We start from the raw sequence: 16002 nt of genomic DNA, 5'->3' as shown, positions 1-16002 counted from the left end.
GCGGGCGCTAGCGCGCCCGCATGCCTTGAGGCTACAGCCATGCCTTGATCTGCGCGCTCACCGCGGTGGTGGAAATCCCGTAGCGGTCGTGCAAGGTGGGGAGCGCGCCAGCGTCCAGGAAGGCATCGGGCAGGGCGATCTGGCGGAAGGTGGGCGTTACGCCGTTACGCAACAGTAATCCCGCTACGGCTTCACCGAGACCGCCGATAATGGAGTGGTTCTCGGCGGTAACCACGAGCCGCCCGGGCTTGCGGGCCTCGGCCAGGATGGTCTGCTCGTCCAGCGGCTTGATCGTAGGCACATGTAGCACGGCCACGTCTACGCCATCGGCCTGCAAGGCCATGGCGCTTTCCAGGGCGCGCATGGTCATCAGGCCGGTCGAGATGACCAATACGTCCCTGCCGGTACGCAGCGTCTTGGCCTTGCCCAGTTCGAATCGGTAGCCGTACTCGTCCAGCACCAGCGGTACGTTGCCTCGCAGCAGGCGCATATAAACCGGGCCTTGATGCGCAGCAATGGCCGGCACAGCCTGTTCAATTTCCAAGGCATCGCAGGGGTCGACGATCATGAGGTTGGGCATGGCCCGGAAGATCGCCAGGTCATCGGTGGCCTGGTGGCTTGGTCCGTAGCCCGTGGTCAGGCCGGGCAGGCCGCAGACGATCTTGACGTTGAGGTTTTCCTCGGCGATCGCCATGCAGATGAAGTCGTAGGCCCGTCGGGAAGCGAATACCGCATAGGTGGTGGCGAAGGGCAAGAACCCCTCGCGGGCCATGCCCGCCGCCGCGCTCATCAGCAACTGCTCGGCCATGCCCATCTGGTAGAAGCGATCCGGGTGCGCCTTGGCGAAAATATGCAGGTCGGTGTACTTGGAGAGGTCGGCGCTAAGGCCGACGATGTCCGAGCGATCCTGGGCCAAGGCCGCCAGGGCGTGGCCGAAGGGCGCCGGGCGGATGGCCTGCCCCTCGGCGGCGATGGAAGCGATCATGGCCGAGGTAGTGAGCTTTTTCTTCGGAGCGGCAGCCTGGGAGGTGGTGCGTTCGTTCAAGGTGTTCATGCGTGTTTACCTTCTTCCAAGTGGTTCAGGGCCAGGTCCCACTCGTGCTCATCAACCCGGATGAAATGGGTTTTTTCCCGCGATTCAAGGAAGGGCACGCCCTTTCCCATACGGGTGTCGCAGATAATGATCCGGGGCTGGGCGCCAGGGTGTTGGCGGGCGCCGTCGAATGCGGCCACCAGGGCGTTCAGGTCGTTGCCATCCACGCGCTGGGTGAACCAGCCGAAGGCCTGCCAGCGGTCCACGATGGGCTCGAAGGCCAGTACCTCGCTGGAATAGCCGTCGGCTTGCTGGTTGTTCACGTCGATGATGGCGATGAGGTTGTCCAGCTTCCAATGAGAGGCCGACATGGCCGCTTCCCAGGTGGAGCCTTCGTTGAGTTCGCCGTCGGACAGCAGGTTGTAGACGAATGAGTCCGAGCCCTTGCGCTTGAGCCCCAAGCAAGCCCCGACGGCAATGCCCAGGCCATGGCCCAGGGAGCCGCCAGTGATTTCCATGCCAGGGGTGTAGGCTGCCATGCCTGACATGGGCAAGCGACTATCATCCGAGCCGTAGGTTTCCAGCTCGTCCAGGGGGATCACCTGGGCCTCGATCAGAGCTGCGTACAGGGCTATGGCGTAATGCCCGATGGACAGGTAAAAGCGGTCACGGCCTTCCCATTCCGGGTCTTCCGGGCGGTAATCCATCGCATGGAAGTAGGCCACCGCCAGCAGGTCGGCGGCGCCCAGGGCCTGGCCGACATAGCCCTGGCCCTGGACCTGGCCCATGCGCAGGGCGTGGCGGCGAATGTTATGGGCACGGTCGACCAAGGTCAGGCCAGGTGCCTGTGTAAGGGTAGCGGTCATGGTGGTAACTCCAATACTCAGCGGTTGACCGAAGCGGCGGGTATGCGCAGCACCAGCGTGGCGCCCATACAGAGCACGCCCGTGATCAGGTACATGCCGATGGCGCTCGATCCCGTCGCGGTCGTCACCCAGCCAATCAGATAGGGCGAGCAGAAGCCGGCCAGGTTGGCGAAGCTGTTGATGCCGGCGATGCCCGCGGCGGCGGATACGCCACCCAGCAAGGTGGTAGGCAGCATCCAGAACAACGATGAAGCGGACAACACGCCGGCGGCCGCCAGGCACAGGCTAAGCACGGACAGCACCAGGTTGTCCCCCAGCCAGGCGGCCAGCGCCAGTCCGACCGCGCCGGCGATCATCGGTAGCACCAGGTGCCAGCGGCGCTCCTGATGCTTGTCGCCGCTGCGCCCCATCAACAGCATGGCAACGATGGCGCAGACGTACGGCAGGGTCGTGATCACACCTATGCGCGAAGGGTCGGCCACCCCGGCGTTGCGGATCAGGGTAGGTAGCCAGAAGGTCACTGCATACTGGCCCATCACCACGCAGAAGTAGATGGCTGCCAGCAACCAGAGCCGCTTGTCGCGGATGAAGGCCCCCACTGACGCATGAGTGACCTTGCGGCTGTTGTCTTCGGCCAGTTCGCTGCTGACCAGGGCCTTTTCATCCTCGGTCAGCCAGCTAGCCTGGTGTACGCCGTCCTTGAGATAGGCCAGTACCAGTAGCCCGACGACCACGGTTGGAATGGCCTCGATCACGAACATCCATTGCCAGCCGGCCCAGCCATGGAAGCCCTGGAAATTGGCCATGATCAAGCCGGACAGCGGCCCGCCGATCATTCCGGACAGTGGAATGGCGATGAACCAGAGCACCGTCATGCGGGCACGGCGATAGGAGGGGAACCAGTAGGTCAGGTACAGCAGCAGCCCGGGCGCCAGGCCGGCCTCGGCGACGCCCAGAAGAAAGCGCAGGGCATAGAACTGCCAGGCGGTTTCGACGAAGGCGAACATGGCCGAGATGATGCCCCAGGAAATCATGATGCGGGCAATCCAGCGCCGCGCGCCAACCCGGTGCAAGATCAAGTTGCTGGGAACCTCGCATAGAAAATAGCCAAGGAAGAACACCCCGGCGCCGAGCCCGTAGACGGTCTCGCTCAAGGCCAGATCGTTCATCATTTGCAGCTTGGCGAAGCCGACGTTGACCCGGTCGAGGTAGGCGCAGAGGTAGCACAGCATGAGGAACGGCATCAGCCGCCAGGCGGTTTTGCGGTAAGCGTTGGAACGCACGGCCGACGCTGCCGTGAGGGGCATGGTTGTCAACATGATGGTCGGGTCTCTTGTTGTTATTGACCTGGGCGACCAGCCCAGGACGCTTTGCGCGATGCCGGGCGAAGCCGGCCTAGCGGATCAGTGGATGAGCATCCCTCCGTTCACATCCAGGGTCACGCCAGTGAGGTAGGCGGACAGGTCGCTGGCCAGGAAGAGGGCGGCGTTGGCCACGTCCTGGGCGGCGCCCAGGCGGCCCAGCGGAATGCCTTCGATGATGGCGTGGCGGCGGTCATCCTGCATCAGGCCGCCGGTGATGTCGGTCTGGATCAGGCCGGGCGCGATGGAGTTGACCCGCACGTTGTCCGCGCCGAATTCCCGCGCCATGGCCTTGCCCAGCCCCAGTACTCCCGCCTTGGCTGCGCTGTAGTGAGGACCACCGAAGATACCGCCGCCGCGCTGGGCCGACACCGAGGACATGCAGACGATGCTGCCGGCCTTTCGCGCCCGCATGTTAGGGATCACCGCCTGGGACATCAGCAGGGTGCCGCGTAGGCTGACGTCCAGTACCTTGTCGTAGTCAGAAGGACGGATGTCCAACGTCTTGATGGGCTGGGTAATGCCGGCGTTGTTCACCAGTACGTCCACTCGGCCAAAGTGCTCGAGCACCTGTGCCACTGCCCGATGCACACCGGCTTCGTCGGCGACGTTGGCGGCCAGGCCCAGGTGCCCTTCGCCCAAGGTGACGGCGGCGTCCCGGGCGGCGGCTTCGTCCAGGTCGATGATGACCACCCGGGCGCCGTGCTGAGCGAAGGTGGCGGCGGTGGCGCGACCAATCCCACGCTCGGATGCGGCGCCAGTGATGATTGCGACTTTGTCGTGCAGCAGGCCTTGAACGGGCATGGGGGCGTCCTCTGATTGTTGTTGTGAGTAAAGCCATGAAGCGTTGGCTCAGAGTGAGCCCCGCCGGCGGCATGAGCCATCCCGCTATGCTCATTGAGTGCTGAAAAAAATTCATGCCTTGGCGCTGACCGGGTGATTCAATAGGCCATTCCACAAGAATAAAGGAGGCCCTCATGCCCGCCCAGGACCATCCCACCCCAGAGCTACCCCCACTCAAGGCCATCCAGGCGTTCGAGCAGGCAGCCCGTTTCGGCAACCTGGCCCGAGCTGCGGACGTACTGGGGCTTACGCCCTCGGCGGTCAGCCATCAATTGGCCAAGCTCGAAGCACTGGTCGGCCGCCCCTTGTTCGTGCGCGCCGCACGGGGCGTGTCCCTGACGCCAGTAGGGGAGCAGTATTTGCGTGATGTCAGCGGTGTCTTGCACAGCTTGACCGTAGCCACCGAGCGGGCCGCCAGCGACCTGAGTCTGGACTGCCTGCGGCTGCACTCGGCGCCTAGCTTCGGCCTGCTGTGGCTGATGCCTCGGCTGGAGGCGTTTCGCCTGGCCCATCCGGATATCCAGATCAGCCTGTCGTGTTCTTATGAATCCCTCCATTTCAGCCGAGACCAGATCGACGTCGACATCCGCCACGGCGCGCCCAACTGGCCCAGCTATGAAGTACGCACGCTGCGCCATGAAACCTTCGCGGTGCTCGCATCGCCCAGACTGCTTGCCCGCCGCCCGGTGGCTACCGCCCTGGACCTGCTAGGCAGTGACCTGATCCTGTCGGAAGCCACGCTGCTGCGATGGCCTGAATGGTTTGCCCAGCACGGATTGGCGCGGCCCGAAAAGCCCTATGCACTGAGTTTCGATCGCTCCTACATGACCCTGGAAGCCGCCAGCCACGGACTAGGCTTCGCCTTGGAAAGCATGTTGCTGGCGCAGAAATACGTTGCCTCTGGGGCCCTGGTGGAGGTAACGCCCGAAGCCTTTACCGCACCGGTGGCGGCTCACCACCTGGTGTTTCCAAGGGCCCATTCCAGCTTCCCAAGAGTGCGTCGTTTCCTTCAGTGGATGGAAACCGAGATGGGCCATGGCTTTGTGTTCTAAGGCCAGACACTCTCAGTGCTGAAGGAGGCAGTGAAACTGCCGAACACCAAATACCTGAGCAGCTCCACGACTGGGGCTCAGTTCACACTGTGGGAGGCAGCGAAGCTGCCAAATGGCCAACACTCCTCAGCGGCTATTCCCCAACTGGTACTGGGTCCCACCAGGTACGCCTCATAACTGGCTCGGTTAAGGACTTACAGCACCTGCCGATACAGCCTCAGCGCATCGTCGAAGGTCAGTGGCCGAGGGTTGTTCACCAGCAGGCGGGTCTGCTTCATGGCGTCTTCGGCCAGTGGCGGCAGGTCCTTCGCTCCGATGCCCACGTCACCCAGGCGAGTAGGCAGCCCCAGCCGGCCGGGCAGCTCGCTGAGCCAGCGGATCAAGCCGTCGGCGCCAGCTACGCCCCCAGGCAAAAGCGTGGCCAGCTCCGCGTAGCGGTCTGCGCAATGGCTGGCGTTGAAGCTCAGCACAGCCGGGAGCACCAACGAATTGGAAAGCCCGTGGGGCACGTGGAAGCGAGCGCCCACCGGATAGGCCAGAGCATGGACGGCCGCCACCGGTGAATTGGCGAAGGCCATGCCCGCCAGGGTAGCGCCGAACAGCATCGCTTCCCGCGCCTGCAAGTCGCTGCCGTTGGCGCAAGCCGTTTCGATGTGGTGGCTGAGCAGGCGCAGAGCTTCCCGCGCCAGGCAGTCGGACATCGGGTTTTTCAAGCGGACGCCGGTATAGGCCTCGATGGCGTGGACCATGGCATCTATACCGGTAGCTGCCGTGCCCTTGGCGGGCAGCCCGAGGGTAAGGGTGGCGTCGAGCACGGCGCTGTCGGGCAGCAGCCAGGGAGACACCACGCCCTTTTTCTCTCCCTCGCCGGTGGTGACGATAGCCACCGGGGTCACTTCCGAACCAGTGCCTGCGGTGGTGGGCAGCAATATCAGCGGCAAGCGGGGGCCGCTGGCCTGATCCACCCCATACAGCTGGCCCAGCGGCTGGGAGCCGCCGACCAGCAGGGCGGTAAGCTTGGCGACATCCATGGGGCTGCCACCACCGATGCCGATCACGCCCTGTACGCCGCCCTGGCGAGCCATGTTGGCGGCCGCTTCCACCGTGGCGGCGCTAGGGTCGGCCTCCACCTCCAGAAACAGTTCCACCGCCACGCCACAGGCGTCGAGGCTTGCCAGAGCGGGTGCCAGCAGGCCCAAGCCATGGACGCCCCGGTCCGATACCAGGAGCACCCGTGTCAGGCCTTCGCGCCGGACTCGCTCACCCAGGCGCTCCGCCGCGCCCTGCGCAACTTCAAGAGTTTTTACGTTTTGGAACACGAAGGGCTGGGTCATGGCAGCGGTCCTTGTTGTTATGAAAAAGCCCCGGCCAGAGAAACCGAGGCTTTTCATTCAAGCACAGCTGTAGCGCCAAGGCTCAGCCGGTGGCGCGATCGACCACAGGCGCCTGCTCCGGTGGTTGCATGCCGGCGGCACGCCAGCGGACCTCGGTGATACCGAACTTCTCCGCCATGGGCTTGGAAGTGCGCTTGATCTTGTCGTGACGATGACGCGGGATATGCCCCACGCCAGCATCGCAACTCGCCCAATGCCACGCTTCGGCGTTGTCCATACGGTCGAGGCGAATCACGAAACTCTTGGGCGCGCCATGAAGGCGATAGTCGATGACGAATAGCGTTGGCGTAGGCATGTGCAATCAGTCCCCTTGATCATTACCGACTTAACGGAGCCTTCAAGGGCGCGCAAAATTCCATCGAATTTACTAACGGTACAGTTTGCTCCGATGTACGGCAAAAATCAGGCGAAAAAGTGGCATCGTGCCAGCAATGCCAGGGCTGCCAGCATCCCGATCACGGCAAACAGTTTCTGCAGCAGGGGCCCGCCCAGACGCGGCGCCAACCAGCGTCCGAGCACAAGCCCGGCTACCGCCCCCGAAGCGAAGGGCAGGGCAATATCCACCGGCACGTGACCGCTGGCGATGCTACCCGCGCCGGTAACCAGGGCGACCAGGGCGATCACCGCCAGGGAGGTGGCTACGACGCTGTCCATCTCAAGGTCAGTGAAGCGGCGCAGGGCTGGAACGATGACAAAGCCACCGCCGACTCCGAGCAGGCCGGACAATAGCCCCGCTAGCCCTCCGGTGAGCGCCAGCGCGCGGGCGCAAGGAAGAGTCCAGTGCAAGCGGCCGGAATTCGGGTCCAGATGGCAAGGGCAGGGCGCCCGCATGCGCGCTTCGTTGCCGGCGCCGCGCCACAGCCGCAGGCTCACCCAGGCCTGAACCACGCAGAAGCAGAGCGCCAAGGGCAAGGCGGGCAGGCGGTGGCCCAGCCACAAGCCGGCAGGTGCAATGGCCACCCCACAGGCGGCGATCAGCCCTGCCGCACGGTAGCGGACCATGCCCTGCCGCAGACCTATGAGGGCGCCCAGGCCAGCAGCCAGGCCCACGGCCAGCAATGCGATAGGGGCTGCTGGCGCGATGCCCAGGCCCAATCCGAATACCAGCAAGGGCAGGGCAAGCACGCCGCCCCCGGCGCCGGTCAGGCCCAGGACAAGCCCCGCCAGGCCGCCGAGGGCCCCCGCCAAGGGTACAGGACTCACGCTGAATCCGCCGTGGTGGGCCGAGCCAGCCATTCATGGCCCTTGAGCATGCCATGCCAGTACAACCAGGGTAGCGCTTTGGCCTTGAGCCACCAGGCCAGCCGGCTAGGCTCCGTGCCTTTTATCAACCATTGAGGGAACGAGGGCGCCAGGGTGCCACCGTAGCCGAACTCGGCCAGCACGATACGCCCACGCTCAACGGTGAGCGGGCAGGCGCCGTAGCCGTCGTAGCTGGCCAGCCCCTGAGCCTCGCCCAACGCTGCCGCCACGTTGTGCGCCACTACAGGCGCCTGCTTGCGGGCTGCTGCGACCGTCTTGGCGTTGCTGGTACCGATGGCATCGCCCAGACCATGGACATTGCCGTAACGGCGGTGACGCAGGCTCTGGGGGTCGACGTCGAGCCAGCCCGCCGCGTCGGCCAGCAGGCTTTGTCTCAGAACGTCTGGGGCGCATTGGGGCGGTACCACGTGGAGCATGTCGAAGCGGCGCTCTTGCTGACGGGTTTGGCCCTCTTCGTCGGTGACCTCGAAAAGAGCCTGCCGGCTCGGGCCGTCCACCGCCACCAAGCGATGGCGCAGACACAAGTCTACCTCGTAGCGGTCGATGTAACGGCGCAGCGCGGGAACGTAGGCAGGGACGCCGAACAAACCCGGGTTGGCAGTGAGAAATTCCGCTTTCACCGCGCCGAGGCGATTTTCACGCCGCCAGTGGTCGCAGGCCAGATAAAGGGCTTTCTGGGGCGCCCCCGCGCACTTGATCGGCATGCCAGGCTGGGTGAACAACGCGAGACCCTGTTTGAGGGCCCGGGTCAGCTCCCAGGTATAGGGCGCCAGGTCGTAGCGGTAGTTGGAGGTGACACCGTTTTGGCCCAGGGTGGAGGGCAGGCCGTGGATGGCGGCCCAGTCCAGCTTCAGGCCGGGGCAAACGACCAATTGCCGGTAACTCACTCGGCCATGGCCGGCTATCTGAAGCCGGTTGTGCTCAGGCTCGAAGCCGGTGACCGCAGCGGGCAGCCATTTGGCGCCCCGGGGGATCAGGGCCGCGGTTTCGCGCCGGGTAGTGGCCTGACTGAATACGCCCGCGCCTACCAGGGTCCAGCCGGGCTGATAGAAGTGCTCCTTGGCCGGGTCTACCAGCAACAGGTCCAGGTCGGGGATGCGCTTGAGCAGGCTGGCCGCGGTCGCCAGACCAGCGGCGCCAGCGCCGACGATGACCACATCGTGGCTGAGGTTGGGTTCGCTCATGGGGCGTCCTTGAGGATATTCAGGGGAATGCTCAGATAGCGCACGCCATTGGCTTGCGGCGCGGGCAAGCGGCCGGCGCGCACGTTGACCTGTACGGCCGGGAGCATCAGCGCCGGCATGCCGAGCGTGGCATCGCGTTGCTGGCGCAGGGTCACGAAGCTGGCTTCGTTGGGGCAGGCTTGCAGGTGCAGATTATGGGCACGCTGCTCGGCGACGCTGCTGCGCCACACCAGGGCCCGCCCGTTGGGCCGGTAGTCGTGGCAAAGCAACAACTGGGTGTGCCCGGGCAGGCTCAGCAGGCGCTGGATCGAGTGGTAGAGGCAGGCCGCGCTCGCACCGGGAAAATCGCAGCGCGCGGTGCCATAGTCCGGGCTGAACAAGGTGTCTCCTACGAACGCCAGGGGTGCATCCGAGTCGTCCAGCACGTAGCTGACACAGGCCGGGGTATGCCCCGGCGTGTGCAGTACTCTTAGGTTGAGCCGGCCAAGCTGAAAGCGATCCTCATCAGCGAACAGTCGATCGAAGGGGCGGCCCTCCAGGCCTTGACCATCCTTGGAGGGAAACCAGCGTTCGAAGGTCGCTTGTACCTGCCCTATCCGGTCGCCAATGCCGATGCGTCCGCCAAGCGCCTGCTGGAGGTAACTGGCAGCGGTCAAATGATCGGCATGGACATGGGTTTCCAGAATCCAGGCCAGTTGGCCGCCCAGTTCCTGAACCCGCGCGACCAGGCGATCAGCGCTGGTGGTGTCGGTATGGCCGGTCGCCGGATGGTAGTCCAGCACCGGGTCTACCAGGGCGCAGGCCTTGGTGGCCCGGCACAGCAGGAGGTAGCTGAGGGTGGAAGTGGCCGGGTCGAAGAATGCTTCCAGCCGGTAGGTATCCGTTTCAAGAACGTCCATAAAGGTCTCTTCGGCAGCGGCCGGTAATACGGCAGAGTGTCAAGAAGCGTGCCACCGTCGGCGCGCGGCGATGGCCCGCAGCGCCAGGGAAAAGAGGCGGGACGTCGAGGGTAACTGCCAACGGCGTGGCAGAACCCTGGCAGTGAGTGGCAGTTATTGGCAGTATGGGTGCTCGCTCATCGGACTCCGCCGCAATGACCTTCGACCCTTTGGCACTGAGTGCCTACCTGGAGCACGACCCTCTGCCCGCCATTGTGCTGGACCTGGACTATCGCATCGTCGCCGCCAATCCGGCTTATCGGCGCCAGTTCGGCGTACACGGCAGCGCGCCCCTGGGCCAGCGCTGCCACCAGGTTTCCCATGGCTACAGCGTGCCCTGTGACCGGGCCGGCGAGCATTGCCCCATGCGCAAGGCTCGGGAAAGCGGCCTGCCGGAACGGGTGCTGCATGTTCATCACACGCCACGCGGCCCGGAGCATGTGGATGTGGAGCTGCGCCCGCTGCTGTCGCCGCAAGGCGTGGTGATCGGCTATGTGGAGCGGCTGCGTTCCTTGGCGGTGGCCGCCGCGCAACCAAGCGAGCATGGCCTGGTGGGCAGGGCGCCTGCGTTCCAGCGGGCCCTGGCGGACCTGGAGCGCGCCGCGCCCTCACAGATCCCCGTGCTGTTGCTGGGAGAATCCGGTACCGGCAAGGAGCTGTTCGCCCGCGCCCTGCATGCCTCCAGCCCCAGGGCCAACGGGCCGCTGGTAGTAGTGGACTGTACCGGATTGAGCGAAACCCTCTTCGAAAGCGAACTGTTCGGCCATGAGAAAGGGGCTTTCACTGGCGCCGCCACGCGCAAGACCGGGCTGGCCGAAGCGGCTCATGGCGGTACATTGTTCCTGGACGAAATCGGCGAAGTGCCGTTGGCCACCCAGGCCAAGCTGTTGCGCCTGATCGAATCAGGCAGCTTTCGCCCGGTGGGCAGCCTGCGCACCCTGCATGCGGATTTCCGCCTGGTGGCCGCCACTCACAAGCCGCTGGAGCAGATGGTCGCAGCTGGCAGCTTCCGCCAGGACCTTTACTACCGCATCAACGCCTTCACCCTTCGCTTGCCCGCCTTGCGCGAGCGTGTCGAGGACTTGCCGCTGCTGATCGAGAGCCTGTTGCGCCGCAGTGGCGACGGCGCCGCCTGGCAGGTGGACCCCGAAGCCATGGCCTGGCTGCGTGACCATGCCTACCCGGGCAACATTCGCGAGCTGCGCAACCTGCTCGAACGGGCCCGACTGCTGGCCAGCGATGGGGTGATCCGTCGCCGCGACCTGCCAGAGAACACCGGTACAATCGCTTCGCCACACCGCGAACGCGATGTTCTGGCCAAGGCCGTCGCGAGTTTCAGCGGTTCGCGCAAGGCCCTGGCCGCGCACCTTGGCATGAGCGAGCGCACCCTGTATCGGCGGCTCAAGGCCTTGGGGCTGGAGCTGTCCTGACGGCTGGCAGGGCTTCAGGCCTCGACCGGCTTTTGTAGCAACCAGGCACCCTCGTGCTCGCGTACCAGGCCGCTGGCGGTCAACAAGGGGAGCAGGCGCGGGTGCAACTCGGATTCGACAAAGCCTTGCACCGCCGCCAGGTCCAGGGTGCCGCTAAGGGGCAGCTCTTGCTTAGTGTAGGACAGCCAGGCTTTCTTCAACGCCAGCAGCACGTCGCTGGCGGTGGTATTGGCGAAGCGCCGGTGGCCTTGGCCATCCGGGAAGACGAAGGTGTGCCGGTGGCTGTAGCCTGTTTCGTCTCCACCGGCCTGGCCGCACCGGACACAAGAGCAAGCACCCTCACCGAAGGCTTCGCGCAGGTAGGCGTTGAAATCGACCACAGGCTTGAGGGACAGGCGCTTGTCCACTTCGAAGAGGTCGGCGGTGAGTTTCTCGAGGGTGGACAAAAAGGCCTCCGCAGGGGTGTGGGTATGGGCCGGGCACCTTAGCAGAGCTGTTCGAAGGCTGTAAGGGCCGAAGGGGATGTAGTGGGTCGATGTGCGGTCTCGGAAGGCCGGTTCGTCAGCTGCCGCTGGCCCACCGGTGGGCGCTAGCGGAGCTGGCGAGCCTTGCTCAATGGCAGGGACGCCGCAAAGGCGAAACCTCGAGTAACGCTAACGCAGCGTGCCCCAGCACCTCGGCCACCCAATCAGCGATGTAATGCCCGGCATTGATGCTGTTGTCGAAGCTGGAATGCTGCACTCCACCCTCGCGCTCGGTGAAGATCTTCAGCTCCCGCCGCGGGCTGTTGACCAGTTGTTCGTAGGTGCGATGGGCCCACTTGAGCGGGATCTGCGAATCCTTGGACCCGTGGGTGACCAGGAAGGGCACCTGGATACGGTCCAGGATGCCGTCCAGGTGTACCTGCTCGGCGATGGTCATGAATTCGTCCATGTCCTTGGCGCCCCATACCCAGCGCACATGAGCCCAGTAATGAGGCACGGGGAAGTCACCTTCCTTTTCCAGGCGACGCTTCTGCACGTCCCGCCAGTCATGGTTGGCACCCCACACCACGCCACAGGCGAAGCGCGGTTCGAAGGCCACGGCTCGCGGGCAGTAGTAGCCACCCAGGGAAACGCCTTCCATCCCGATACGCTTGGGGTCCACGTCCGGGCGAGTTTCCAGCCAGTCCACCACGCGGCTGGCCCAATGCTCGCTGTCGAAGCGCGCGGTCAGGTTGTGCAGCCTCAGGGCCTCGCCAGTGCCGGGCTGGTCGATGATCAATGAAGACACCCCGCGCTTGGCCAGCCAGGCCGGCAGGCCCACCCGGTATTTCATCTCCTTGGTCGAATCCAGTCCGTTGACCTGGACCAGCAAGGGCGCTGGCCCGCTGACGCCTTCGGCGCGCACCAGCAGGCCGGACAGGTGGGCGCCCTCGTAGGGGATCTCCACCCGCTCGCAGTTTTCCTGTGACAAGTCCACGCCTCGGGCGAAGGTGGTCAGGAAGCGCCGGTAGAGCTCGGCGCGGCCCGGCGCGCCATGGGCCTGGAGTCGCTCGCAGGTCAGGTAATAAGTGGCGGCGCGGTTGTATTTTTCCCCGGCCGACAACATCCGCCCGGCGGCTTCGTCTTCCTCGGCCAGGCCGCACAGCTTGTCGGCCATCTTGGCCCAGGTCTCGCGGAAGGCTTCGGTGCCGGCCTTGTCGGGCTGCTTGGCGGCTTCCTGCAAGGGTGCGCACATCTCTTCGATCTCGCCCATGCGGGCGCCCATCTCGATGGCCAGGTCCACCGAGAGGTTCCAGACATAGTTGGTGGGGAAGTACTTGAACATGCTTGTTGTCCTTGTGGGTTCAAACCTGGCGGCACCCTAATCAGCCAGCGGGGCCGACGGCCAATCGAATGTGGGGATGGCAGGTATCGCGCTATCCACTAGGTGAGCTATCTCGCTCGCCGATAGCTCCTATCCCGACACACGATTGGTCACCCGCTCCTCGACGCTTCAGGCTCTGGTCCCACTCGGCCCAGGCCGATATCCAATGACAAGAACGGAGTGGTACCCATGAATATCATCGGCCTTGAAGCGCTGGTGTTCGGCGTCGACGACCTGCAGGCCTGTACCGACTGCCTGAAGGATTACGGCCTGGAACCGGTGGAGCTGGACGCCCATGGCGGGCGGTTCGAAGCCCTAGACGGCACCGCGATCATTCTGCGGCGCGCCGACGACCCCAGCCTGCCGCCCGCCATGGGGCCGGCGCCGTCGCTGCGCGAAACCCTCTACTCGGTGCAAAGCGTCGAGGACCTGGCGGCCATTGAAGATGAACTGGCCCGGGATCGCGCGGTGACCCGTGACGCCGAGGGCGGCCTGCACAGCGTGGACGACCTGGGCTTCCATATCGGTTTCCAGCTCACCCGCAGGCGCCCGTTCGACGCCCCGGCGGACCTGACCAATGCCCCGGGCAGCGCACCGCAACGGCCGCTCAACCAGGTGGGGATCAGCCCGGACATGGCAGCGCGCCCGCGTACTCTGTCGCATGTGGTGTATTTCGTGCCGGATTCGGCCAAGGGCGCGGCCTTCTACACCGAGCGCCTGGGCTTTCGGATCACCGATACCTTCGAAGGGGTAGGACCCTTCATGCGCCCGGCCGGCTCGGATGACCACCACTGCCTGTTCATGATCCAGACGCCACCGCACATGAAAGGCTGCGAGCACTTCACCTTCCACATGGGCAGCGGCACCGAGGTGCTGCTGGCCGGCCAGCGCTTCGCCGCCCAGGGCTGGACCAGCTTCTGGGGCCCGGGACGCCATTTGTTCGGTTCCAACTGGTTCTGGTATTTCAACAGCCCCCTGGGCTGCCATATCGAATACGACGCCGACATGGACAAGCATGACGACGCCTGGGCGGCACGGCTGGCGCCCATGTCGGCCGACAACTCTCAACTGTTCCTGTTCGCCCATCGGGAAAAGTGGGCACCGAGCGGGCCGCCACCGAAGCGGGGTTGAGCCGTGGCGAGCCTGACACGCCTGTGTGCGCTCGCCGACCTGGGCGAAGGCGTATCCCGGGGGTTCGACCCCTGGGGCGTCGGCCACGACCAGGTATTCGCCTTGCTGCATCAGGGGCAGGTGAAGGTGTATCGCAACAGCTGCCCTCACCTGGACGTGCCGCTGGAATATCGCAAGGACCGTTATCTGTCCGCCGACGGTGCCTGGATCATCTGCTACGCCCACGGGGCGCGCTTCGATCCGGCCAATGGGCGCTGCGTGTATGGGCCTTGCCTGGACGAGCACCTGAGCGCCTTGCCATACAGGGTGGAGGACGCCGCGGTCTGGCTGGAAGGTTGAAAGCGCGCCAGCGAGGTAAAGCGTGCAGGTGAGGTATCGCCTGTGGCGATACATCCCATCCCCACACGCGATTAGTCAAATCGGTGCCCGATACGCCGTAATGCCGATCAGCCCAGCTGACCTGAGCCCTGCGAGCGCTGGCGCCCAAGACAAACAATAAGAACAAGCGAGTCCAAGCATGAAACCAGTGAACAAGGTGCTGATCGTGGGCGGTGGGATCGGCGGCCTCTGTGCCGCGATATCCTTGCGACGCCAAGGCCTGGATGTAGACCTGATCGAGCTCAAGCCGCAGTGGACTGTGTATGGCGTGGGCATTATCCAGCAGAGCAATGTGGTTCGTGAGATGGCCCGGCTGGGGGTGCTCGATGCCTACCTGGGCGCCGCCTATGCCTTCGAAGATGTCGCCATCTACGGGCCTCAGGGCCAGACCCTGGCGCGCATCCCCGGGCAGCGCCTGGCCGGCCCGGAATACCCGGCCAACGTGGGCATTTCTCGCCTGGCCCTGCACCATGTGCTCAGCGACACCGCCGCGGCCCTTGGCGCGCGCATTCGCCTGGGCCTGGCGGTGCAAAGCCTGGAGCAGGACGGCGAAGGCGTCGATGTAGGCTTCACCGATGGCAGCCAGGGCCGCTATGACCTGGTGGTCGGCGCCGACGGCCTCTATTCACAGATCCGCGGCCTGTTGTTCGGTGACCGCTACCAGCCGCGCTTCACCGGCCAGGCGGTGTGGCGCCACAACTTCCCTCGCGCGCCCCATATCGACCACCTGGCGAACTTCCAGAGCGCCGCGGGCAATGCTGGACTGGTGCCCCTGGCCGGCGACCTGATGTACCTGTTCCTCACCTCTCACGAGCCGGACAACCCCTGGATGGAGCCTGGCACGCTCGCTGAACAGATGCGCGCTCGTCTGGCGGGCTTTGGTGGCCTGATCGGTGAGTTGCGCGAGCAGATCCAGGACAGCGCCCAGGTGGTGTACAAGCCCATGGAGGTGGTGTTCGTGGACGAGCCCTGGTACCAGGGCAGGGTCCTGCTGATCGGTGATGCCGCCCATGCCACTACCCCGCACCTGGGCCAGGGCGCCGGGATGGCAATCGAAGACGCGGTGGTGCTGGGCGAAGAACTGAGCCGCGGCGGCAGCCTGGCGGACCAGCTGCAAAGGTTCATGGCGCGACGCTTCGAGCGCTGCAAGTTCATCAGCGAGCAGTCGATCCTGGCAGGAGACAAGGAAATCGCCCGGGACCATGGCTTCGACCGCATCGGTCTGGTGAAAGGGATGCTGGCACGTACCGCCGAACCCATCTGAGTTCGTTTTCCAAGCCC

16 protein-coding genes are annotated in these 16002 nt (G+C 64.9%); 5 read left to right on the top strand and 11 right to left on the bottom strand.

Annotated features, from left to right (window positions below):
- Positions 1 to 31: 31 nt before the first annotated feature.
- The 4 genes from BN1188_RS20120 to BN1188_RS20105 form a co-directional block, all read right to left on the bottom strand.
- Positions 32 to 1054, bottom strand: coding sequence for a transketolase family protein (locus BN1188_RS20120; RefSeq protein ID WP_040263455.1), 1023 nt, complete (start codon positions 1052 to 1054; stop codon positions 32 to 34).
- Positions 1051 to 1899 carry a transketolase gene (locus tag BN1188_RS20115; RefSeq protein ID WP_040263453.1) on the bottom strand — a complete coding sequence of 283 codons (849 nt, stop codon included), beginning with the start codon at positions 1897 to 1899 and terminating at the stop codon, positions 1051 to 1053. Before BN1188_RS20115 ends, BN1188_RS20120 begins: the two co-directional genes overlap by 4 nt.
- A gap of 17 nt (positions 1900 to 1916) precedes the next feature.
- Positions 1917 to 3218 carry an MFS transporter gene (locus BN1188_RS20110; protein ID WP_040263451.1) on the bottom strand — a complete coding sequence of 434 codons (1302 nt, stop codon included), beginning with the start codon at positions 3216 to 3218 and terminating at the stop codon, positions 1917 to 1919.
- An 84-nt stretch (positions 3219 to 3302) separates the two neighbouring features.
- Positions 3303 to 4064: an SDR family NAD(P)-dependent oxidoreductase gene (locus tag BN1188_RS20105; protein WP_040263450.1), complete on the bottom strand. Its 762-nt coding sequence runs from the start codon at positions 4062 to 4064 to the stop codon at positions 3303 to 3305.
- A gap of 173 nt (positions 4065 to 4237) precedes the next feature.
- Here BN1188_RS20105 and BN1188_RS20100 point away from each other — a divergent pair, with 173 nt between their 5' ends.
- Positions 4238 to 5155 carry a LysR substrate-binding domain-containing protein gene (locus BN1188_RS20100; protein ID WP_040263448.1) on the top strand — a complete coding sequence of 306 codons (918 nt, stop codon included), beginning with the start codon at positions 4238 to 4240 and terminating at the stop codon, positions 5153 to 5155.
- A gap of 194 nt (positions 5156 to 5349) precedes the next feature.
- Here BN1188_RS20100 and BN1188_RS20095 read toward each other — a convergent pair whose 3' ends face one another.
- The 5 genes from BN1188_RS20095 to BN1188_RS20075 form a co-directional block, all read right to left on the bottom strand.
- Positions 5350 to 6489 (bottom strand): iron-containing alcohol dehydrogenase, encoded by a 1140-nt coding sequence (locus BN1188_RS20095; protein ID WP_040263446.1) that lies wholly within the window; start codon positions 6487 to 6489, stop codon positions 5350 to 5352.
- Between the two features lie 82 nt (positions 6490 to 6571).
- Positions 6572 to 6844: a DUF6555 family protein gene (locus BN1188_RS20090; protein ID WP_040263444.1), complete on the bottom strand. Its 273-nt coding sequence runs from the start codon at positions 6842 to 6844 to the stop codon at positions 6572 to 6574.
- Positions 6845 to 6951: 107 nt separating this feature from the next.
- Positions 6952 to 7752, bottom strand: a complete 801-nt coding sequence (locus BN1188_RS20085) for a sulfite exporter TauE/SafE family protein (RefSeq protein WP_040264389.1) — start codon at positions 7750 to 7752, stop codon at positions 6952 to 6954.
- Positions 7749 to 8996, bottom strand: a complete 1248-nt coding sequence (locus BN1188_RS20080; protein ID WP_040263442.1) for an NAD(P)/FAD-dependent oxidoreductase — start codon at positions 8994 to 8996, stop codon at positions 7749 to 7751. The genes BN1188_RS20085 and BN1188_RS20080 overlap by 4 nt, the downstream gene beginning before the upstream one ends.
- Positions 8993 to 9895, bottom strand: coding sequence for an MBL fold metallo-hydrolase (locus BN1188_RS20075; RefSeq protein ID WP_040263441.1), 903 nt, complete (start codon positions 9893 to 9895; stop codon positions 8993 to 8995). The genes BN1188_RS20080 and BN1188_RS20075 overlap by 4 nt, the downstream gene beginning before the upstream one ends.
- Before the next feature lie 194 nt (positions 9896 to 10089).
- On the opposite strand from BN1188_RS20075, the gene BN1188_RS20070 reads away from it, so the two are divergent.
- The gene (locus tag BN1188_RS20070; protein ID WP_040263438.1) at positions 10090 to 11364 is read left to right on the top strand and encodes a sigma-54 interaction domain-containing protein; all 1275 of its coding nucleotides are present in this window, start codon (positions 10090 to 10092) and stop codon (positions 11362 to 11364) included.
- A gap of 14 nt (positions 11365 to 11378) precedes the next feature.
- Here BN1188_RS20070 and BN1188_RS20065 read toward each other — a convergent pair whose 3' ends face one another.
- Both BN1188_RS20065 and BN1188_RS20060 read right to left on the bottom strand, forming a co-directional pair.
- A complete protein-coding gene (locus BN1188_RS20065; RefSeq protein WP_040263436.1) occupies positions 11379 to 11810 on the bottom strand; it encodes a hypothetical protein in 432 nt (143 codons plus the stop codon).
- A gap of 166 nt (positions 11811 to 11976) precedes the next feature.
- Positions 11977 to 13173, bottom strand: a complete 1197-nt coding sequence (locus BN1188_RS20060; RefSeq protein ID WP_052469412.1) for an alpha/beta hydrolase family protein — start codon at positions 13171 to 13173, stop codon at positions 11977 to 11979.
- 228 nt (positions 13174 to 13401) lie between these two features.
- Between BN1188_RS20060 and BN1188_RS20055 the strand changes: the two genes are divergently transcribed.
- The 3 genes from BN1188_RS20055 (at position 13402) to BN1188_RS20045 (ending at position 15985) form a co-directional block, all read left to right on the top strand.
- Complete coding sequence (locus tag BN1188_RS20055) at positions 13402 to 14343, top strand: VOC family protein (protein WP_040263434.1); 942 nt, start codon at positions 13402 to 13404, stop codon at positions 14341 to 14343.
- 3 nt (positions 14344 to 14346) lie between these two features.
- Positions 14347 to 14682: a Rieske (2Fe-2S) protein gene (locus BN1188_RS20050; RefSeq protein WP_040263433.1), complete on the top strand. Its 336-nt coding sequence runs from the start codon at positions 14347 to 14349 to the stop codon at positions 14680 to 14682.
- A 178-nt stretch (positions 14683 to 14860) separates the two neighbouring features.
- A complete protein-coding gene (locus tag BN1188_RS20045; RefSeq protein WP_040263431.1) occupies positions 14861 to 15985 on the top strand; it encodes an FAD-dependent oxidoreductase in 1125 nt (374 codons plus the stop codon).
- The last annotated feature ends 17 nt before the right edge of the window (positions 15986 to 16002 follow it).

The organism is Pseudomonas massiliensis (assembly GCF_000826105.1).
In the GTDB taxonomy this organism is placed as follows: domain Bacteria; phylum Pseudomonadota; class Gammaproteobacteria; order Pseudomonadales; family Pseudomonadaceae; genus Aquipseudomonas; species Aquipseudomonas massiliensis.
The sequence above is the reverse complement of the archived record's forward strand: the minus strand, read 5'-3'. Positions and strand labels throughout refer to the sequence as shown.